The following is a 19,919-nucleotide window of genomic DNA, read 5'->3' as shown; positions in this document are numbered from 1 at the left end:
CGGGAGACGGGCACCCGGTGGTATTCGTCACTGTTCGGCCACGCCGCGGCGCGGTGGGCAACCGAAACCTCTCAATGGTGGTCTAGCAGTCGGGAACCGCATGAAGGGCGACCTTCCGGCCCCTTCCCATCGCTTCTACGCGAAAGGCCGACCATGGGGGACATACGCAGGCGAGGAGCCGTCGCGCTCGGGCTCACCGCGCTGGTGGCACCGCTCACACTCACGCTGGGCGCCGCGCCGGCCCAGGCCGCGAGCTGCACGACGCAGACGGGCCCGTACCAGAAGAAGGTGGAGAAGTTCCTCGGCCGTCCGGCCGACGGCAAGCAGTCCACCGCCGACTGCAAGGCGGTCCGCGCCTTCCAGACCAAGCACGGAATCAGGCCGAACATCGGCTACGCGGGCCCCGTCACCTGGGGCGTCATGGACCTGATGCAGAAGCAGAAGGCCGTCGGGAAGAACCCCAACAAGTCGGGCAAGTGTCCGGTCAACAAGGGCCGCATCGCCTGTGTGGACCTCACCCTCCAGCTGAGCTGGATCCAGGACGGCGGGAAGCTGGTGTACGGGCCGGTCCCGGTCCGTACCGGGCGCGACGGCCACGAGACCCGCACCGGACTGAAGAAGGTCTACTGGCGCAACATCGACCACCACTCGACCCTCTACGACGTGCCGATGCCCTACAGCCAGTTCTTCGACGGCGGTCAGGCCTTCCACTCGGCCGGCGTCAGCATGTGGAACCCGCCGGGCTCGCACGGCTGCGTCAACATGACCAAGACGGACGCCAAGAAGTACTGGTCGCTGCTGAAGAAGGGCGACGGCGTCTTCGTGTACGGCCGCAAGCCGGGCACCTGACGCCCGGGGGCGCCGGGAGCCGGGTGGCGGCACATGTGGGGCAGAACACAGTCGCAGGCAACGAACTCGCCCGCTGGTCTTGACAGATGGGAAAATTGACGTGACCAGTAACACGGTCCGTTTTGTCCGTTTGGCTGGCGATTACTCACATCGTCTTCACGCCCGGCGCCGTATGCTTCACAGCATGTCCACCACTGTTGAACCCTCCTCCGAGCGATCGGCTGCCGAGGTCAACGAGGAGATCCGGGCCCTGTGGCTCCGGTCGGGCGGGACACTGAGCGTCGAGCAGCGTGAGGAGTACCAGCGGCTCGTCATGGAGTGGGCCGCCGCGGACCCGGAGCGCGCCGCCTGACCGGCGCCCCGGGACTCCTCCGCGCCCGGTGGCCCCGGGCACCCCGCGCGGGTGCCCTTCTCGCACCGACCCGGGATCACCCCCACGTCGCCGAGTAGTGCCGCCGATACGCCTTGCGGTCCTGCTCCGCGCGGATCCAGCGGGTCGCCACCAGAGCGACCATGCTGCCCGCGACGACGAGCATGCCGGGACCGACGTTCCCGCGGTCGGTGAGCCGGGACAGAAGTGTCGAGCCGTCGACACCCGTCACCGGCGCGGTGGCGCCCGGAGCGGCACCACCGCCGGTGCCGGCCGGCGCGGAGGGCGCCGCTCCCGGCGCCGCCCCCTCCTCCTCGGAGACGAGCAGCCGGACACCGAGCGACGCCATGGCCTCCGGCAGCGGCTGGAAGAACGTCGTGCCCCCCTCGTCGCAGTCGCCGTTGCCGCCCGAGGTGACGCCGAGCGCGATGCCCTCGGAGAACATCGGCCCCCCGCTGTCGCCCGGTTCCGCGCACACGTCGGTCTCGATCAGCCCGGTGACGGTGCCCTCCGGGTAGTTGACCGTCGCGCCGAGCGCGGTCACCCGTCCGTCACGCAGCCCGCTGGTGCTGCCGCTGCGGAACACCCGCTGACCCACGGCCGGTTCACCCACGCCCGTGATGCGCACCCCCTTGCCCCCGCCGACGGCCACCACGTCGGCGCCGTCGCCCGCCTCGCCGGTCGCGTACTCCACCAGGGAGAAGTCGTCCCCCGGAAAGCTCCCGGCCACGGTCTCGCCGACCCGCCGGTCGCCCCGGCCGTCCCCGAACCACACCGACCCCGTCGGCCCGCAGTGACCCGCGGTGAGGATGAAGTCGCCGCGCCCGTCGGTCACGTTGAAGCCCGCCGAGCAGCGACCCGCCGTGGACAGGATCGGCTCGGCACCGTTCAGGCGCGTGGTGAAGGCTCCCTCGGTGCGCTCCATGCGGACGAAACCGCCGATGCCCTCGGCGACGTCCGTCAGCCGGGACCAGTCGGACCGGGAGACCGTGCTGTCCCCCCGCACCACCACCTCGTTGGCCCGGTAGTCGAGTGCCCACGCCGTCCCGGCCACCCGAGGTGCCGAACGCAGCGCCGACGTCGCGGACTTCAGCTCGGTCATGCTGTGCCGCACGACCTTCGCCTCGGCGCCGGCCCGGCGCACCTCCCGCGCGGCGCGCTCGTCGGTGACCGCGACGACCGGCCGTCCGTCGGAGCCGACCCAGTGGCCCGCCGTACGTTCGGTGCCCAGCCGCGACACGAGGCCGGCCCCGGTGCCCGACGCGGACCGAGCCAGGGTGTGCGGCACGGCGGCGTCGGGAGGCTCGCTCGCCACGGCCCGGGTGACCATCGTCCCCCCGACCAGCAGTCCGCCGACGGCCGCCAGCCGTGCGACTCGCCGGACGATGCGTCGTCGTGCGTGCCTCATGCGTGCGCTCCCGAACCCGGACTCACGGCGTCACCGCCGCGGGGCCCTCCCGTCATCGAGCGCCCTCCTCCCTTACGGGGGCGGGCACGTCCGCGTTCACCGTGCGGGCGGCCCCGCGCGGTCCCCGGCGCCCCGCCCGTACCGTTTCCCGCGCGCACCGCCGCCGCCTATCTTGTGCCCATGACCAGCATCGAGGAGCACCAGCCCGGCGAGACCAACCCCCTCCAGGCCCTCACGCTCGACCAGCTGCGCCGCCGTACGAGCATGAAGTGGCGCACCCACCCGGCGGACGTGCTGCCGCTGTGGGTGGCCGAGATGGACGTTCCGCTCGCCGCACCCGTCGTGCGCGCCGTCACCGACGCCATGGAACTCGGCGACACCGGCTATCCCGCGGGCACCGCCTACGCCGAGGCGCTGGCCGCCTTCGCGGGCAAGCGCTGGGGCTGGGACGACCTCGCCGTGGAACGCGCCGCGATCGTGCCCGACGTGATGCTGGGCGTCGTCGAGATGCTCAAGCTGGTCACCGGCCCCGGCGACCCGGTGATCGTCAACCCGCCCGTGTACCCGCCGTTCTACGCGTTCGTGACCCACACGGACCGGCGCGTCGTCGAAGCGCCCCTCGGGGCCGGCCTGCGCCTCGACCTCGGCGTACTGGAGGAGGAGTTCCGGCGGGCCGTCGCCGGAGGAGGGCGCGCCGCCTACCTGCTGTGCAGCCCGCACAACCCCACCGGCACGGTGCACACCGCCGACGAGCTGGCCGCCGTCGCCGCGCTCGCCGAGCGGTACGGCGTCCGGGTCGTCGCCGACGAGATCCACGCGCCGGTCGTCACCGCCCCCGGCGCGCGTTTCGTGCCGTACCTGAGCGTGCCCGGCGCCGAGCGGGGCCTCGCGCTGATGTCCGCGTCCAAGGGCTGGAACCTGCCCGGGCTCAAGGCGGCGCTCGCCCTCGCCGGGGCCGGCGCCGCCGCCGACCTGGCGCGGATGCCCGAGGAGGTGGGCCACGGAGCGAGCCACGTCGGCGTCCTGGCCCACACGGCGGCCCTGCGCGACGGCACCGCCTGGCTGGACGCCGTGCTGGCCGGGATCGAGGAGAACCGGCGGCTGCTCACCCGCCTGCTCGCCGAGCACCTGCCCGGCGTGGTCCACCGCCCGGGCGAGGCGACCTACCTGGCCTGGCTCGACTGCCGCCCCCTGGACCTCGGCGACGACCCGGCGGACGTCTTCCTGCGGCGCGGCCGGGTGGCCCTCAGCTCCGGCTTCCCCTTCGGCGCCGGCGGCGCGGGACACCTGCGGTTCAACCTGGCGACGTCGGCGGAGGTGATCACGGAGGCGGTACGGCGGATGGCGGCGGCCCTGGGCCGAGGCTGAGGCGTGCCGGGCCGCCCCACCGGGAACGGTCGCACGCCTAGACTCCCGGCATGGACGACGTCTCGATGGCCCGGCTCGGCGCCGGCAAGTACCTGCTGGTCACCACGTTCCGGAAGAACGGCACCCCGGTCGCCACTCCGGTGTGGGTCGTGCGGGACGGGGACGCGCTCGGCGTCTGGACGGCCGCCGACTCCTGGAAGGTCAAGCGGGTCCGCAACCGCGCGGACGTCCTGGTCGGCCCGTGCGACCTGCGCGGCCGGCCGACCGGCGACCAGGTCCCGGCGACGGCGGAGATCTGCGACCCGGCCACCACCGGCCGCTACCGCCGGCTGATCGCCCGCAAGTACGGCGTCGTCGGGAGGCTCACCCTCCTGGGCAGCCGGCTGCGCCGCGGCCTCGACGGCACCGTGGGCATCCGGATCACGTCCGCGCCCTGAGCGGCCGGGGCACCGCCGCTCAGGTCCAGGCCCGGTACGGCTCGTCGACCAGCTGGAAGACCGGCTCGCCCCGTACGGGGTCCTGGGCCGTGGACAGCCGGACCCGGTCGCCGCTGTGGATGCCGATGAGCGGACCCATGACCCGGCCGCGCAGCACGAACCCCTCGGCCATCTCGATCAGGGACACGTTGCGCGCGGCCGGGGTGTTGCGGTGCACCACCGTGGCGTGCCGCACCGTCCCCGTGCCCTCGCTGCGTTCGGTCCGCAGGTCGCTTCCGCGACAGACCGGGCAGAGCACCCGGTGGTACATGGCGGTGCCGCACCAGGTGCAGCGCTGGAAGTGGATCGCCTCGGACTCCGGGGCCTTGGGGTCGAGCACGCCCGTCGCGGAGCCGGCCGTCTGCTGAGCGACGTTTCCTGAGTGGTGGTACACGCTGGTCAACTCCCTGCACTCGAGCCGGAATCCGCGTGCGCGGTCGCCCGGGCACGCGTGTGCGAGGTGACCGTGCCACCGTGCACACCCTCAGGCTATGGCACTCCGTGCCACAGGTAAAGGCACTCGGTACCCTCGATTACGGACGGAACGGTTCCGCCGCCGACGGCGGTCAGTCGCCGGCGAACGCCGCCTCGACCTCCCGCACGACCTGCCACAGAGGTGCGCCGCGCCGTGTGACGACCACGACCACGTCCCCCCGCTCGGCGGCCGGCGGCAGTGCGGGAACGCTGCCGAAGGCGGACTGCGCGTACCCGAGCGCGTGGTCGACCGCGGCGCCCGCGTCGTCCCGCCCGTCCGAACGCAGCCAGGACCGCAGGGCGTTGTTGTGCGCCGCGACCACCGCGGCCGCGATCACGTCCGCCTGGAGGGTCCCGTCCGGCCGTGCGCCGAGGCGGCCGCGCAGGTACTCGGCGAGGGCGCGCTCGTAGCGCCACACCACGGACAACTCGTAGGCGCGCAGCCCCGGGACCTTCTTGGTGAGGTGGTAGCGCTGTACCGAGAAGTCCGGGTTCTCGGCGTACATGCGCAGCACCAGCCGGGCCGCGTCGCAGACCCGCGCCACCGGGTCGGAGTCCTCGGGCGAGGCGGCCAGGAACGCCGTCATGTCCGCCAGGCACCGCTCGTGGTCGGGAAAGACCACGTCTTCCTTGGACGGGAAGTAGCGGAAGAACGACCGCCGTCCGACACCCGCGAGCGCGACGATGTCGTCGATGGTCGTCTGTTCGTAGCCCCGCTCCAGGAACAGCCGGAACGCCGCCGCGACCAGTGCCTCGCGCATCGGCGGACGGCCGCCCGCCGCGTCCGTGGCACCCGCCGCGCCGGTGCCGTCCCCGCGGCCGGGCGCCGCACTGCTGGAGCTCATGAGGGGGAACGTAGCAGTTCACCGGCCTTCATGGCACTCAGTGCAGCCGAGGGAGGGAACTGAGTGCACCCATGGGCGCCGCGCCGCTGACCGCATACGATCACAACCGATCAGCCCCGAGGAGTCCCGATCAGCCCGAGGTGTTCCGCATGCCGTCCGCCCGCCCCCGTCTTCTGTACGTCACGGACCTGTCCTACCAGGCGCGCGGGCGGCGCTACTGCGACGAGGACATCTTCCTGGCCTCCCGCCTGCGCGACGAGTTCGACCTGGCACTGTGCCACCCGAAGGAGGCCGCCGCGCTGCTCGACGCCTTCGACGCCGTCGTCGTCCGCAACAGCGGTCCCGTGCTGGGGCACCGGGCCGCCTACGACGCCTTCCGCGAGCGTGCCGCCGAGCGCTCCACCCGCGTCTACAACCAGCTGACCGGCCGGGCCGACATGGCCGGCAAACAGTACCTGCTCGACATGAGCGCCGCGGGGGAGGCGGTCATCCCCACCGTCGGCCGGCCGGAGGACCTGGGCCTGCTGCCGGCGGCGGAGGAGTACGTCGTCAAGCCCCGGCTCGGCGCCGATTCGGCGGGCCTGCGGATCGTGCCCGCGGACCGCCTCCGGCAGGCGCTGTGCGACGACGACGCCGGGGACGTCCTCGTCCAGCCGCGCGTCGACTTCGCGTACGAGGTCTCCTTCTACTTCGTCGACGACGGCTTCCAGTACGCCCTGTACGCGCCGGACCCCGGCCGGCGCTGGCGGCTGGAACCGTACGACGCCACCGCGCGGGACCTCGAGTTCGCCCGGCGGTTCATCGAGTGGAACGGCATCGACCACGGGATCCAGCGCGTCGACGCCTGCCGCGCCCCCAGTGGCGAGCTGCTCCTGGTCGAGCTGGAGGACCTCAACCCCTACCTGTCGCTGGACGCCCTCGGCGCGGCACGCCGGGACTCCTTCGTCACCGCCCTGCGGGCGGCCCTCCGGCGCCTTCTCGCGGACTGAACGCCTCTACCATGGCGGGCATGGACGTGTTCGTCGACCGGCTCGACCCGGACATGTGCGTGGTGACGGCCGCGGCGGGCGGGGAGCGGGCAGGGTGCCTGGTCGGGTTCTCCTCGCAGTGCTCCCTGGACCCGGTCCGGTACGCCGTGTGGCTCTCGGAGGTCAACCGGACCTTCCTGGTGGCGCGGTCCGCCGACGTCCTGGCCGTCCACCTCCTCGCCCGCGACCAGCACGAGACGGCCGAGCTCTTCGGGGGGCGGACCGGGGACGAGACGGACAAGTTCCAGCGGGTCCGCTGGCGCACCGGCCACGGCGGGGCGGTGGTGCTGGAGGACGCCGAGGCGTGGTTCGTCGGCCGCGTCGTGGAGCGTGTCCCCGGGGGTGACCACGTCGGGTTCGTCCTCGATCCCGTCGAATGGGGCGGGCGGGAGAAGTCCGGCGGCCCACTGCTGCGGATCTCCGACGCCGCGGACATCGCGCCGGGGCACCCGGTGGACTGAGGCGCTCACCACGGGCCGGCCGGGTCAGCGCCCGGTGCCGCGCTCGACCAGCGCCTCGGTGACCGCCCGCACGCTGCGCGCGATGTGCTGCAACTGCAGCACCTCCGCCGCGTACAGCTTGATGGTGTGCTCGATGACCGACTCGTGCAGTCCCAGCCGGGGCAGATCCGCCCGTGCCGTCTGCAGGGCGGTGCGCGCCACCCGGATCTCGTGCTGGACCTGGATCTGCGCGTGGCGGGCGAGCAGCACCGGGTGGCGGATCAGCGCGGGATAGCCGGCGTAGCGCGACGGCACCAGCTCGCGCAGCCACCTGGCCGCCGAGCGTTCCCAGTCGTAACTGCCGGGGGTCTTCACCTGGCAGGGCCAGTCCGGGTGGGTGCGCGTGGTCGTCAGGGGCATGATCATCGCTTCCGGTGTGGCGGCGTCGACGGGGTGGGCGACGGGTGGGGGGCGGTCCCGGTCCAGGGGACGACCGGGACCGCCGCGGGCGCTCGCGCAGGCGATGCCCGACGGAACATCCCGGACACGCCGGAGCGGGTAGGAGTCGGCGGCCAGGGATGTCCACGCAGGTGCGGACGCGCTCCGGGGCGGCCGGGTCGCGATCCGTGAGCAGTATTTATATATGCCATCCGCTTTGCAAGACGTATGAAAACATTCATGCCTGCTTTGATCCGGATGACCCCTGTCTGCGCCGACCAATCGCCAGGGCCGTACCCGCGAGAGGCGGCCGGCTCAGTCCCGCAGGAAGAACTGGTGCTGGTCGGCGACCTGCTCGTACTCCTCGAGCCGCGCCTGCGTCCGTTCCGGATCGGCGTCGGTCATGGCCTGGAGCAGGGCCGCGCACATCACGCCGGGTGCCGCGTAGGAGTCGAAGACCAGCCGTGACCCCGTGCCCGTCGCGAAGGTGACGTCGGCCTCGTCGACGACGGGACCGAGGGCCAGGTCGGTGATCAGCGCCACCTTCAGCCCGGCCCCGCGCGCCACCCGGACGGCGTTCAGCGTCTCGTGGGCGTGCCGGGGCATGGAGAAGGCCAGCACCCAGGTGCCGCCCGCCTCCCGCGACTGGAGCAGGGCGTCGTACGCGACGCTGCCACCGCGGGTCACCAGGCGCACGTCCGGGTGGACCCGGCGGGCCGCGTAGGCGAAGTACTCGGCGAGCGAGACGGAGATGCGCAGGCCGAGGACGGTCAGCGGGGCGGACGCGGCCAGCCTGCGGCCGACGTCGATCACCCGGTCGGCGTCGGCGAAGTCGCGCCGCAGGTTCTCCAGGTTCTCGATCTCGGCGTCGACGGCCGCCTGGAGCTCGTTGCCCCGGTTCTCCTCGGCCGGGGTGCCGCCCCGGCTGCCCAGCGCGATCGACTGGAGCCGCTCCCGCAGTGCCGGGTAGCCGCTGAAGCCCACCGCCGAGGCGAACCGCGTCACCGACGGCTGGCTGACGCCCACCCGGTCGGCGAGGTCGGTGATCGACAGGAACGCCGCCTCGGTGAGGTGCTCGATCAGGTACTGGGCGATGCGCCGCTGCCCCGGGGAGAGACGCGGCCGGTCGAACAGTGTCCTGAGCCGGGACGTGGCGGAGACCTCCGCCTCCTGGGCCGTACGTCCCGAGGTGATCGCCGATGCCTGTGCGCGGGCCTGCTGCGGCGATGGCACGGGTGCGCCTCCTTTGTCTCCCACGGAGGTCAACATAGCCCACCCCTCGTCACCGGCAGGGCGGTCGCACCCGGCGGGGATAGCCCCCCGCCCTCCGGGAACCCGTGGCCTCGCAAGCGACCACGGCGAGCACGAGAGGCACCGTCATGACCGTCCCGGAAGAGAACCGGCCGAAGACCGACACCACCGACGACGTCCTCGACCAGCGCGAGAACGAGGAGACCCCCCGACAGCAGGGCGGCACCGGCCGCACCATGCGTGAGGCGCTGGAGGAGGCCCACGTCCGCCCCGACGACTACGACGAGCGATGACCGCGGGTGATACGCATGGGCGCGATCAGCGCGCTGGAGAAGACACTCGAGAACCGTATGGAAGCACTGTGGGCGCGAGTCTTCGACAAGGACCCCGTCGAACTCCTCGACGCCCTGCGCACCGAATGCGACAGCAAAGCCGTGGTCTCGCCCGCGGGGCGGGTCATGGTCCCCAACGCCTACGACGTCGCCCTGGCCGGCGCCGTCCACGACGAACTGACGCGCCGCGGCGGCCGGGTGGGCCAGGTGCTCACCGACAGCCTGGCCCGGCACGCCGAACGGCGCGGCTACGAGTGGGCCGGCCCGCTGGCCGTGCACGTCACCAGGTCGGACGACGTGCCTGGCGGACGCTACCGCGTGGCGAGCGGCGTGCTGCCGCACGTGAGCGCCGACGGCTTCCCGCAGGCGGAGCCCCCGGGCGGGCCGGGCGCGGGTTCATGACCGGGTGAGCGGCATCGCCTCCTCGGGCACCACGAGGTCGGCGCGGTCCCGGGTGGCGGCGACCAGCTCGGCGTTGCGCTCGTCGCAGCCCAGCACCCAGGCGACCGCGTCGTCGTGGGACTTGCCGAACCGCTCGTGCCGGGCCACCAGGCGACGGACCCGCTCGGCCTCCGCGAGTTCGCAGAACCACACCTCGTCGAGCCGCGCACGCACCCGCGCCCAGGCGCCGGTGCCCAGCAGCAGGTAGTTGCCCTCCGTCACGACCAGCCGGGCCGACGGCGGCACCGGCACGGCCCCGGCGACCGGCTGCTCCAGCACCCGCTCGAAACCCGGCGCGTACACGATGTCGCCGCCCGGCTCCCCGCCGTCCGCCGCCTCCTCGCGCAGCCGGCCCAGCAGCGCCGCGTACCCGGCCGCGTCGAAGGTGTCCGGCGCGCCCTTGCGGCCCCGGCGGCCCAGCCGGTCCAGCTCGGCGTCGGCGAGGTGGAAACCGTCCATCGGGACGTGCGCCACCCACGGCGTGCCCGTCCCGTTCAACTCCCGTACCAGGCGTTCGGCGAGCGTCGACTTGCCGGCCCCGGGGCTGCCGGCGATACCGAGGATCGCGCGCCGTCCGTCACGGGGCAGGGAGCGGGCGCGGGCGAGGAGGTCGTCGAAAGTCAGCGGCACACCGCAGAGTGTGTCACCTGATCGGACCCGCCCCGGCGGGGAACTGTGTCGGGTATGACGACGCAGCTGGGACTTCCCGACTCCATCCGGGCCTGCCTCTTCGACCTCGACGGGGTCGTCACCAGGACGGCGGTGGTGCACGCCGCCGCGTGGAAGGAGACCTTCGACGCCTTCCTGCGCGAGCGCGACGGCACGGACTTCAGGCCCTTCACCGACTCCGACTACGACGAGTACGTCGACGGCCGTCCCCGCGCCGACGGCGTACGCACCTTCCTTGCCTCCCGCGGCATCGAACTGCCCGAGGGCGACCCCGACGACCCACCGGAGGCGCGGACGGTCAACGGCGTCGGCAACCGCAAGAACGCACTGGTCCTGGAGAAGATCCGCACCGACGGCGTCGAACCCTACGACGGCACGCTGCGCTACATCGACGCGGTCCGCGCCGCCGGCCTGGCCACCGCGATCGTCTCCTCCAGCGCCAACACCCGCGACGTGCTCCGCTCCATCGACGCCGAGCGCCTGTTCGACGTACGCATCGACGGCGTGGTGGCCCGCGAGCGGAAGCTCCCGGGCAAACCGCGCCCCGACACCTTCCTCGCCGCCGCCCGCGACCTGGGCGTCGAGCCGTCCCGGGCCGCCGTCTTCGAGGACGCCCTGGCCGGCATGGACGCGGGACGGTCCGGGCACTTCGGCTACGTCGTCGGAGTCGACCGCGTCGGCCAGACCGACGCCCTCTACGCCCACGGCGCCGACCGCGTCGTCAAGGACCTCGCCGAGCTGGGAGGCGAGGCGTGATCACCAACCGTACATACAGCGTCGAACCCTGGTCCGTGCGCGAGACGGCCCTCAACCTCGATCTGCTGGCCCAGAGCGAGTCCGTCTTCGCCCTGTCCAACGGGCACATCGGCTGGCGCGGCAACCTCGACGAGGGCGAACCGCACGGCCTGCCCGGCAGCTACCTCAACGGCGTCTACGAACTCCACCCGCTGCCCTACGCCGAGGCGGGCTACGGCTATCCCGAGTCCGGCCAGACCGTCATCAACGTCACCAACGGCAAGCTGCTGCGCCTGCTGGTCGACGACGAACCCTTCGACCTGCGCTACGGCCGGCTCGGCAAGCACGAGCGGACGCTGGACCTCAGGCGCGGCGTGCTGGAGCGGACCTGCGAGTGGACCTCCCCGGCCGGCACCACCGTCCGGGTGCGCTCCACCCGGCTGGTCTCGCTCACCCAGCGGGCCATCGCCGCCGTCTCCTACGAGGTGGAGCCCCTCGACAGCCGGACCAGGGTCGTCATCCAGTCCGAACTCGTCGCCAACGAGAGCCTGCCCGACCCCGACGGGGATCCGCGTGCCTCCAAGGCGCTCAGGTCCCCGCTGGAGCCCGAGGAGGACATGGCCGTCGGCTCCCGGCTGCGCCTGGTCCACCGGACACGGCGCAGCGGCCTCAGGGTCGCCGTCGCCGCCGACCACGAGGTCGACACCCCGGGGGAGATCACCACCAGCAGCGAGAGCAACGAGGACGTGGCTCGCCTGACCATCACCTCCGTGCTGGAACCCGGCCAGCGGCTGCGGGTGCGCAAGACGGTCGCCCACGGCTGGTCGGGCGCCCGCTCCCGGCCCGCGATGAGCGACCAGGTCGAGGCCGCGCTGGCCGCCGCAGCGCACGGCGGCTGGGACGGCCTGGTGGCCGAACAGCGCTCCTACCTCGACGACTTCTGGGGACGGGCGGACGTCGAGGTGCACGGCGACGAGGAGATCCAGCAGGCCGTCCGCTTCGCCCTCTTCCACGTCCTCCAGGCCGGAGCCCGCGCCGAACAGCGGGCGATTCCGGCCAAGGGACTGACCGGCTCCGGCTACGACGGGCACGCGTTCTGGGACACGGAGATGTTCGTGCTGCCCGTGCTGACCTACACCGAGCCCAGGGCCGTCGCCGAGGCGCTGCGCTGGCGCCGGGACACCCTGCCCGCCGCCCGGGACCGCGCCACCCAGCTGGGGCTGCGCGGCGCCGCGTTCCCCTGGCGGACCATCGACGGTTCGGAGGGCTCCGCGTACTGGCCGGCCGGCACGGCGGCCTTCCACGTGGCCGCCGACATCGCGCACGCCGCGGTGCGCTACACGGCGGCGACCGGCGACACCGACTTCGAACGTGACACCGCCCTCGAACTCCTGGTGGAGACGGCCCGGCTCTGGCGCTCGCTGGGCCACCACGACCACCACGGCGTCTTCCACATCGACGGCGTCACCGGACCCGACGAGTACAGCGCCATCGCCGACGACAACACCTACACCAACCTCATGGCGCGCTCGAACCTCCTCGCCGCCGCCGACGTGTGCGAACGCCACCCCGACGACGCGGCCCGGCTCGGCGTCGACGACGAGGAGAGCGCCGCCTGGCGGGACGCCGCCGAGTCCGTGAACATCCCCTACAACGAGGAGATCGGCGTCCACGAGCAGCACTGCGGCTTCACCCGGCACCAGCGCTGGGACTTCGCCCGCACCGCCGCCGACCAGTACCCGCTGATGCTGCACTTCCCCTACTTCGACCTCTACCGCAAGCAGGTGATCAAGCAGTCCGACCTCGTACTGGCGATGTACACCTGCGGCAGCTGGTTCGACGCCCACTGCGACGAGGACCAGATCGCCCGCAACTTCGCCTACTACGAGCCGCTCACCGTACGGGACTCCTCCCTGTCCGCCTGCTGCCAGGCCGTCGTCGCCGCCCAGACCGGGCACCTGCGCCTGGCCTACGACTACGCCGCCGAGGCCGCGCTGATGGACCTCGCGGACCTGGAGCACAACACCCGCGACGGACTCCACATCGCCTCCCTCGCCGGTACGTGGATGGCGCTGGTCGCCGGGTTCGGCGGCACCCGCCGGGACGGTGACAGCCTGAGCTTCACGCCGCGCCTGCCCGAGAAGTTCAGCCGCCTCGCCTTCCGGCTGCAGTTCCGCGGCCGGTGCCTGCGCGTGGAGGTCCGCGCCGACAAGGCGACGTACACCCTGCTCGAAGGCGAGCCGCTGACCATCCGACACCACGGCGAGGCGCTGGCCGTGAACGGTGACGGCCCCGTCACCCGCGCCATCCCCGCGCCCAAACGGCGCCCCACACCCGAACAGCCCCCGCACCGCCGCCCCAACGCCCGTTGACCCCGGCGCGGGGCCGGGGACCGGCGAAAACCGCGCGACTGGCCGAGTTCCGCCCTGCGCGGCCGTGGCACGCGCACTAGTTTGACCATGTAATCCGACTTCCGGGCTCCCGCCAGTGGCGGCAGGAGGTGAGGAACAGGAACGCACAACCCCGCGACGAGCGGGGGCAAAGGGGTGCACGATGACCGACGGCGCGAACGCCATGCTCGCCGGCGGCCGACGCGGCGAGCCGGCCACGCCGCCCGGCATCACGCGACGCCTGCGCGGCGACGCCCTGATCGCGGCCGTGGCCGCCGTGTTCACGCTCGCCCAGCTGATCTTCGTCCACCCGTGGATGGGCCTCGGCTGGGACGAGATCGTGTACACCAGCCAGGTCACCACCCACCATCCGGCCGCCTTCTTCAGCGCACCGCGCTCCCGGGGCGTCTCCCTGCTGGTGGCGCCCGTCGCCTCCTGGTCCGCCTCCACCGAACTGCTGCGCGTCTACCTCGCCGTACTGTCCGGCGTAGGCCTGTATCTCGCCCTGCGCGCCTGGCAGGGACTGTTCCCGGCCCGCGTCCTGGCCACCGCAGGCGCGTTCTTCGCCACCCTGTGGGTGAGCCTGTTCTACGGCCCGCAGGCCATGCCCAACTACTGGGTCGCGATCGGCGCCCTGATCTGCGTGGGCTGCTTCGTGCGGTACTGGCAGCGGAGCTCCGGGCGGGCGGCGCTGTGGGGCGTGGTGGCCGGCGCGGCGCTCATGGCGTGGATGCGGCCCACCGACGCGGTGTGGGTGACCGTGCCCCTGCTCGTCCTGGTCCTCGTACGCCGGCGGTGGCTGCTGCTGCTCGCCCTCGCGGGCGGCCTCGCCGCCGGGGGAGTGGAGTGGGTGATCGAGGCCTACGGCTGGTACGGCGGCCTCGGTGAGCGCCTGTCCAGGGCTTCCGAGATCCAGGGCGGCCTCGGCTGGAACATCGCCGTCGACGACCAGATGCGCAGCCTGGGCGGCCGGGGCCTGTGCCGTCCCTGCACCGGCCCGATGCCCCACCCGGTGGTCACCGCCTGGTGGATCGTCCTGCCGTTCGTCGCGGTCCTCGGCGTCGCCGTCGCGGTCCGGGCCCGGCGCACCGCCCGCACCCTGATCCCGTTCGTGTGCGCCGCGACCGCCGCGGCGCCCTACCTCTTCATGATCGGCTACGCGGCGCCGCGCTTCCTCCAGCCCGCCTACGCCCTGCTGGCGGTCCCGGTCGCCGACGCGCTGTGGCACCTCGTCAGGACGGGGCAGGGACGGTGGCGGCCGCTGGCCGCGCCCCTGGTCGCGCTCGCGGTCGCCGGTCACCTGGCCGTGCAGTTCGCCGTCCTGGAGGGCACCGTGGACCGCAATGTCGCGAGCCGCGAGGACTGGGCCCGCGTCGCGGACGAGCTGCACCGGCTCGGGGTCCGCCCGCCCTGCCTGATCACCGGGCACGAGTCCATCCCGATCGGCTACTACACCGGCTGCTCCTCCGGCGCGACCAGCGGGAACAACGAGAACACCACCGCCGCCGAAATCGTGGACACCGCCCGCCGGCTCCCGGTCGCCGCCATCACCGGCCCGGGAGGCGGCACCCCCGGCTACGCCCGCGACTGGACCCCGTACCGGATCACCGACCTGACCGTCCGGGTCGCGCCGCGCGGGTGAAGACCACCCTCCCGGAGCGGGTTAGAGATCGCGTATCGGGAAACGCGAACCGCACACCGAGACCACCATGCCGACGCAGCGCGAGAGGGAGGCAGCGATGGGCACGGACCCGATGGCCGACGACGCCTACCAGCCCACCGGGAACAACGAGGAGCAGGAGGACGCCGCGCCCCTCGACCTCCAGGACGCCGTCGACGAGCGGACCTACGACGACACGCTGGACGAGGGCTATTCCCCGCCGGAGAAGCCGCTCGGCGTGACCAAGCACGGCACCACGGCCGCCGAGCAGCACGACGGCGAGACCCTGGACCAGCGGCTCTCCCAGGAGGTGCCCGACGTGTCCGGGCCCGACGGGGACGGCGTGGGCGACCAGCCCGGCGGCGAGGGCGAGCCGGTCGACCCGGAGGCGGGCTCCGACCGCTCCGGGCGGCTGGTCGCCCCGGACGAGGGCGTACGCACCGACACGACCAAGGAGACGGTCGCCGAGGACGTCGGTGTCGACGGCGGGGCCGCGGGCGCGGAGGAGGCCGCCGTGCACGTCGTGGAGGACGAGACGGAGCTGCCGGAGGGCGAGGACGCCCGCCCCGGCCGATCCGCCTGATCCGGCGGGGCACACCGTCGACCGGGCCGGGCCGGTGCGCGCCGCGCACGGGCCCGGCCCGGACGGTGCCGGGAGCCGGCCGCCCGGTGGTCAGGGCAGCAGCTTGTCCAGGGCGGCGGGGCCCTCCTCGGCCAGCTTGCGCCGGGCCCATTCGAGGTTGGCCGGGGTGATGTCCCGGCCGGCCGCGAGCACCACGTCCTCGGGGGACACGTCGGTGCCGGTGCGGGCGTGGAGCAGGTCGTCCGGTGTAGCGCGGTCGTCCCCCGCGCGGGTTTCGGACGGCCGGGAGGCGTCGGGCTGTGACGTCGACATGATCAGTGCTCCTCGGATCCGGTTCGCTGCTTCGGTGCCGTGCTGTTGTCGGTCCCGAATATCCCGATATCACCATTCAATGCGGAAGCGGACCGCGCATCCGGAGGACCGGACGCGCTGCGGCCCGTCACGACGGTGAGGGCACCAGGACGAGCATCGTGACGTCGTCCTCCACATCCGGGCAGAAGCGCACGAGGTCGGCCCAGACGCGCTCCGGGAGCGCGGCGGGATCCCCGTCCTCCTCGGCGAGGAGCGCGGTCAGCCGGTCGGCCAGCGGGTAGAAGGCACCGCTGTCGTCCCTGGCCTCGACCACCCCGTCGGAGGCGAGGAAGAGCCGGTCCCCGGGGCGCAGCGCCACCGTGCACGCGTCGATCGCGCCGGCGTCCGCCAGCCCGAGCCCCAGCGGCGTCCACGGGGAGACCTCCAGCTCCGTGGCGCGCGCACCGCGCAGCAGGAAGGGCGGCGGATTGCCGCACACCACGACGCGCACCCGCAGCGCGTCGGCGGAGAACTCCAGCAGCGCGGCCGTCGCGAACAGCTCGGCGTGCCGCGCGCCCGCGGAGTCCACCAGCAGCCTGCGGTCCAGCCGCCCCGCCACCGACGCCAGGTCCGGCTGGTCCAGCACCGCTTCCCGGAACGCCCCCAGCAGCGAGGCGACCGTGGACACCGCCGACAGCCCGTGGCCCTGTACGTCGCCCATCACGGCCCGTACGCCGAAGGGCCCGTCCCGCACGTCGAAGAAGTCGCCCCCGACCAGGGTGCCGCGCTGGGCCGCCCGGTACAGCCCCGCGCAGCGCACCGCTCCGACCCGCTCGGGCAGCGGCGGCGCGACCGCCCGCTGCGCGGCCTCGGCGACCGTGCGCTCCAGGTCCAGCTGGGCGTCGCGGCGACTGCGCACGAAGGACACGAAGACGCTCAGCACCGAGACGAACACGACGGTCAGCAGGTCGGCGTCGCCGGGCCGGTCGAGCTGGAAGGCCGGGACGGTCAGCAGCGCGATCACCGCCCCGCACAGCAGCGCCGTCACCAGCGGGCCGTACGACAGGACGGCCAGCGGCGGAATGGCGCCCAGCAGGAAGCCGATGTCCAGCCGGTCGTCGCTGAGCAGCGTCGCCGCGCAGATCACCCCGACGAGGACCGGCGGGAGCACCCGCACCCAGCGGGGCGGCGGAGCACCGCTCAGCCAGCTCCGCCGCTCCTCGCCCCGGCGCGGTGGCGGGTCCGGCACCCTTCGCACACCCACCACGCTCCTACGCCGCCCCGCCTCCCGCACGCCGGGCCGGGCGGCCGTGGCCCTAGAACGCGGTGAGGGTCAGCCGGAACCCGGTGGGCGCCGTGTCCTGGATGTACGAGGCGAAGTCCGCGACGTCGTCGAAGGCGAAGCCGTACGCCTTTCCGTCCTCGGTGGCCGCGTGCACGGCCCTGGAGTAGTGGTTGGTCAGCGCGGTCCGGTAGAAGGCCGCCGGGTCGGTCGTGGGCTGGTCGGGGGAGGAGACCAGTGTGGAGCGGTTGAAACCGGCGCCCAGGACCGCCGCGACGGGGCCGGTCGTGCCGTCGTTGGGCGCGGCGAGGGCGCCGTCGCAGAAGAGCACGTCCCGGGTGGACGGCTTGGCGAACGACACCTGTGCGGGCCCGTCGAAGGCCAGCCGCCCACCGCGCACCCGGCCTGTGAAGGTACCGGCGTCGGTGGTGATCCGCAGGTCCTTGCCGGTGTAGGTGCTCCAGACCTCGTCGATGTACGGGGCCAGGTAGTCCTCGGGGAACAGTCCGGCGTCCAGACCGTGACCGGGCGCGATCACGCGGGTGTCGTCCACGACGAGCGGGGCGAACTCCTCGACCGACCGCACGGCCTCGAAGACGGCCGCCCGCCCGCCGGGGCGCACGGTGCCGGTCGTCTGGTCCTTGGCTCCGGTCAGGCGGATGCTCAGCGGCACGCTGAACATGTCGACCATGGTGGTGTTGCAGAACATCCCGGAGGAGTTGTGGGTGAACTCGGCGCAGTCGTGCAGCACCCCGTAGTTGGGGTCGGACTTCACCCAGCCCGCCGGGTACTGCAGGGCCGGTCGGCCGGCGCCGTCGGAGACGACCTTGAACTTCAGTTTCGCGCCGAGCGACACGTAGATCCGGCCGGAGAGGTACGGCAGTGACAGCGTTGTCTCTCCGCTGCCGGCGAGGCTGATCGCGTAGTCGGTGTAGCCGTCGGCCCCGTTGTCCGACAGCGCCACGGGCGCGACGGTGCCGTCGGGGGTGACGCGCACCTGAGTGCCGTCCTGGTTGCCGACGATGTAGACGTGCACGTCCGCGTTGCCGAACGAGCCGGTGCGGTTGACGAGCGTCAGCGGCAGTGCGCCCGCGGCCTCGGTCCGGGGTGCGGCCGGGTCGCCGTCCGCGCCGACGCCGGCGAGGGCGTGCGGGGCGACGGCGGCGGCGACGGGGGCGGCGACGGCCGCGCCGCCGAGGGCGGCGAGGAGCTTGCGGCGGCCGAGCGGGCGCTGGTGACGGGGAGTCATGTGGGGGGGTCTCCAGAATGTTCGGGACATGACAGAAGCGCGGGCGGAATCCTGAGGGCGCCAAATGGTGAGAGCGCTCTCACGCCGTGCGCCGATGGTACGCAGAACGCATGACCCGGCCAACCGCCTCCGGCCGCCCCAATCTTGTTGCACCCCCGGGGACTAGGGACTTCTCACGCGGGACGGGTGACGCTTAAGCGGCGTTTAAGGCCCGTTTAATCCGTACTCGAAAACCGGTGGTGCCGCCCGCTGGGTGTCCTCTACAGTGCGGGAGCCACGCCCGAGACCGGCGGAAGGAGGGCAGAACCGTGCAGTTCACCGAGAATCCGCGCTCCCTCCCCGTAGTCCCGGCGTGCCTCGGCTGACCGGGAGCGCACCACGCATGACGCATCCCGGAGGAATCCGTGACCGATCTGGTCATCCGCGCGCTCGACGCGAACGACGCCCGTCTCTTCGGCACCATGCCCGACCCGCTGGACACCCGTGGGGCCAACCGGCTCACCCGCCACCGCCCCGAGTGGAAGCGGGTCGCGCTGCGCGACGGGGTCGTCGTCGCCCGCGGCGCCTGGTGGGGTGGTCCCGACGACCCCGAACCCCTCAACGTCAACTGGTTCGACGTGCTGGAGGGCGAGGAGCAGGCGGGAGCGGAACTCCTGCGCAGCGCGCCCTGGCAGGTCGAACTCGAACTGAACCCGCCCGGCGACTGGCGGGAGGTCCCGGCCCTGCGCGCCGCCACCGAGGCGCGCTTCGCCGCCGCCCGGGGAGCCGGGTACGGCCTCCTGGCCGAACGTTTCCTGTACCGGTGGACGCCGGAGTGCGGCCTCCCCGGGCGGCCCGGGCGGCTGGACTTCCGCCCCGACCCGGACGACGCGGTGTTCTTCGGCGCGCTGCGCCGCATCCACTCCGTCACCCTGGACGCCCACGCCTTGACGGACATCGAGGAGGGCGGACTCGACCGGGCCGCCCAGTCGGACCTCGACTTCTTCCACTGGTGCCCGTCGCCGCGGGAGTGGTGGCAGGTCGCCCGTACCCCGACAGGTGAACTGGCCGGCATCCACATCCCCGCGCACAATCCCTCCGGTCCCTGCATCGGCTTCGTCGGTGTCCTGCCCGAACACCGCGGACACGGCTACGCGTACGACCTGCTGGCCGAGTGCACCCGCTTCCTCGTGGAACGGGGCGCGGACTTCGTCTCCGCCGCGACCGACCGGGGGAACCATCCGATGGCCGCCAGTTTCGTCAGGGCGGGATACCCGGTCGTACGGGAACGGATCAACTTCCGTCCTCCGGCGGACGGCCGCCACCGGGTGGCATGCCGGCCGGCAGAGTGATCCACAGGG

General features: G+C 73.1%; 22 protein-coding genes. 13 read left to right on the top strand and 9 right to left on the bottom strand.

Going from position 1 to position 19,919, the window contains the following annotated elements; genetic code table 11:
• The first annotated feature begins 153 nt into the window (after positions 1-153).
• Entirely contained in the window at positions 154-849 is a 696-nt protein-coding gene (locus ACFW47_RS23165) for a L,D-transpeptidase family protein (protein ID WP_386306895.1), read from the top strand.
• Positions 850-1,021: 172 nt separating this feature from the next.
• Positions 1,022-1,201, top strand: a complete 180-nt coding sequence (locus ACFW47_RS23160) for a hypothetical protein (protein WP_386277481.1) — start codon at positions 1,022-1,024, stop codon at positions 1,199-1,201.
• Between the two features lie 76 nt (positions 1,202-1,277).
• Here ACFW47_RS23160 and ACFW47_RS23155 read toward each other — a convergent pair whose 3' ends face one another.
• On the bottom strand, positions 1,278-2,627 hold the full coding sequence (locus ACFW47_RS23155) for a S1 family peptidase (protein ID WP_386306894.1): 1,350 nt from the start codon (positions 2,625-2,627) through the stop codon (positions 1,278-1,280).
• Positions 2,628-2,807: 180 nt separating this feature from the next.
• On the opposite strand from ACFW47_RS23155, the gene ACFW47_RS23150 reads away from it, so the two are divergent.
• Positions 2,808-3,995 carry a MalY/PatB family protein gene (locus tag ACFW47_RS23150; RefSeq protein WP_386306892.1) on the top strand — a complete coding sequence of 396 codons (1,188 nt, stop codon included), beginning with the start codon at positions 2,808-2,810 and terminating at the stop codon, positions 3,993-3,995.
• Positions 3,996-4,045: 50 nt separating this feature from the next.
• The gene (locus tag ACFW47_RS23145; RefSeq protein ID WP_386277475.1) at positions 4,046-4,432 is read left to right on the top strand and encodes a PPOX class F420-dependent oxidoreductase; all 387 of its coding nucleotides are present in this window, start codon (positions 4,046-4,048) and stop codon (positions 4,430-4,432) included.
• Positions 4,433-4,451: 19 nt separating this feature from the next.
• On the opposite strand, the gene ACFW47_RS23140 is transcribed toward ACFW47_RS23145, so the two are convergent.
• Together ACFW47_RS23140 and ACFW47_RS23135 are read right to left on the bottom strand one after the other, a co-directional pair.
• A complete protein-coding gene (locus ACFW47_RS23140; protein WP_386277473.1) occupies positions 4,452-4,865 on the bottom strand; it encodes a Zn-ribbon domain-containing OB-fold protein in 414 nt (137 codons plus the stop codon).
• A gap of 172 nt (positions 4,866-5,037) precedes the next feature.
• A complete protein-coding gene (locus ACFW47_RS23135; RefSeq protein ID WP_386277471.1) occupies positions 5,038-5,790 on the bottom strand; it encodes a TetR family transcriptional regulator in 753 nt (250 codons plus the stop codon).
• A gap of 149 nt (positions 5,791-5,939) precedes the next feature.
• Between ACFW47_RS23135 and ACFW47_RS23130 the strand changes: the two genes are divergently transcribed.
• The gene (locus tag ACFW47_RS23130; RefSeq protein ID WP_386277469.1) at positions 5,940-6,779 is read left to right on the top strand and encodes a hypothetical protein; all 840 of its coding nucleotides are present in this window, start codon (positions 5,940-5,942) and stop codon (positions 6,777-6,779) included.
• Positions 6,780-6,790: 11 nt separating this feature from the next.
• On the top strand, positions 6,791-7,279 hold the full coding sequence (locus tag ACFW47_RS23125; protein ID WP_386306889.1) for a flavin reductase family protein: 489 nt from the start codon (positions 6,791-6,793) through the stop codon (positions 7,277-7,279).
• Positions 7,280-7,303: 24 nt separating this feature from the next.
• Here the strand turns inward: ACFW47_RS23125 and ACFW47_RS23120 are convergent, their stop codons facing one another.
• On the bottom strand, positions 7,304-7,684 hold the full coding sequence (locus ACFW47_RS23120; protein WP_386277465.1) for a hypothetical protein: 381 nt from the start codon (positions 7,682-7,684) through the stop codon (positions 7,304-7,306).
• A 327-nt stretch (positions 7,685-8,011) separates the two neighbouring features.
• Complete coding sequence (locus ACFW47_RS23115; RefSeq protein WP_386277463.1) at positions 8,012-8,929, bottom strand: MurR/RpiR family transcriptional regulator; 918 nt, start codon at positions 8,927-8,929, stop codon at positions 8,012-8,014.
• Between the two features lie 146 nt (positions 8,930-9,075).
• Here ACFW47_RS23115 and ACFW47_RS23110 point away from each other — a divergent pair, with 146 nt between their 5' ends.
• Positions 9,076-9,240, top strand: a complete 165-nt coding sequence (locus tag ACFW47_RS23110; RefSeq protein ID WP_386277461.1) for a hypothetical protein — start codon at positions 9,076-9,078, stop codon at positions 9,238-9,240.
• A 15-nt stretch (positions 9,241-9,255) separates the two neighbouring features.
• A complete protein-coding gene (locus tag ACFW47_RS23105) occupies positions 9,256-9,681 on the top strand; it encodes a DUF3662 domain-containing protein (RefSeq protein WP_386277459.1) in 426 nt (141 codons plus the stop codon).
• Here the strand turns inward: ACFW47_RS23105 and ACFW47_RS23100 are convergent.
• A complete protein-coding gene (locus tag ACFW47_RS23100; RefSeq protein ID WP_386277457.1) occupies positions 9,676-10,350 on the bottom strand; it encodes a nucleoside/nucleotide kinase family protein in 675 nt (224 codons plus the stop codon). The genes ACFW47_RS23105 and ACFW47_RS23100 overlap by 6 nt on opposite strands.
• A gap of 54 nt (positions 10,351-10,404) precedes the next feature.
• Here ACFW47_RS23100 and ACFW47_RS23095 point away from each other — a divergent pair, with 54 nt between their 5' ends.
• The 4 genes from ACFW47_RS23095 to ACFW47_RS23080 all read left to right on the top strand — a co-directional run bounded on the left by ACFW47_RS23095 (position 10,405) and on the right by ACFW47_RS23080 (position 15,757).
• Positions 10,405-11,145, top strand: a complete 741-nt coding sequence (locus ACFW47_RS23095; protein WP_386277455.1) for a beta-phosphoglucomutase family hydrolase — start codon at positions 10,405-10,407, stop codon at positions 11,143-11,145.
• Positions 11,142-13,496 (top strand): glycoside hydrolase family 65 protein, encoded by a 2,355-nt coding sequence (locus ACFW47_RS23090; RefSeq protein WP_386277453.1) that lies wholly within the window; start codon positions 11,142-11,144, stop codon positions 13,494-13,496. Before ACFW47_RS23095 ends, ACFW47_RS23090 begins: the two co-directional genes overlap by 4 nt.
• 181 nt (positions 13,497-13,677) lie before the next feature.
• Positions 13,678-15,156 carry a hypothetical protein gene (locus ACFW47_RS23085; protein WP_386306888.1) on the top strand — a complete coding sequence of 493 codons (1,479 nt, stop codon included), beginning with the start codon at positions 13,678-13,680 and terminating at the stop codon, positions 15,154-15,156.
• 97 nt (positions 15,157-15,253) lie between these two features.
• Positions 15,254-15,757 carry a DUF5709 domain-containing protein gene (locus tag ACFW47_RS23080; RefSeq protein WP_386277449.1) on the top strand — a complete coding sequence of 168 codons (504 nt, stop codon included), beginning with the start codon at positions 15,254-15,256 and terminating at the stop codon, positions 15,755-15,757.
• A gap of 90 nt (positions 15,758-15,847) precedes the next feature.
• On the opposite strand, the gene ACFW47_RS23075 is transcribed toward ACFW47_RS23080, so the two are convergent.
• The 3 genes from ACFW47_RS23075 to ACFW47_RS23065 all read right to left on the bottom strand — a co-directional run bounded on the left by ACFW47_RS23075 (position 15,848) and on the right by ACFW47_RS23065 (position 18,579).
• Positions 15,848-16,069, bottom strand: a complete 222-nt coding sequence (locus tag ACFW47_RS23075; RefSeq protein WP_386277447.1) for a hypothetical protein — start codon at positions 16,067-16,069, stop codon at positions 15,848-15,850.
• A 127-nt stretch (positions 16,070-16,196) separates the two neighbouring features.
• On the bottom strand, positions 16,197-17,306 hold the full coding sequence (locus ACFW47_RS23070) for a PP2C family protein-serine/threonine phosphatase (protein WP_386306886.1): 1,110 nt from the start codon (positions 17,304-17,306) through the stop codon (positions 16,197-16,199).
• A 58-nt stretch (positions 17,307-17,364) separates the two neighbouring features.
• Complete coding sequence (locus ACFW47_RS23065; RefSeq protein WP_386306885.1) at positions 17,365-18,579, bottom strand: glycoside hydrolase family 64 protein; 1,215 nt, start codon at positions 18,577-18,579, stop codon at positions 17,365-17,367.
• 404 nt (positions 18,580-18,983) lie between these two features.
• On the opposite strand from ACFW47_RS23065, the gene ACFW47_RS23060 reads away from it, so the two are divergent.
• Complete coding sequence (locus ACFW47_RS23060; protein ID WP_386306884.1) at positions 18,984-19,910, top strand: GNAT family N-acetyltransferase; 927 nt, start codon at positions 18,984-18,986, stop codon at positions 19,908-19,910.
• The last annotated feature ends 9 nt before the right edge of the window (positions 19,911-19,919 follow it).

Source organism: Streptomyces sp. NPDC058796, assembly GCF_042745235.1.
In the GTDB taxonomy this organism is placed as follows: domain Bacteria; phylum Actinomycetota; class Actinomycetes; order Streptomycetales; family Streptomycetaceae; genus Streptomyces.
Note: the sequence above shows the minus strand (reverse complement) of the source record. Positions and strands in the feature narration are given on the sequence as shown.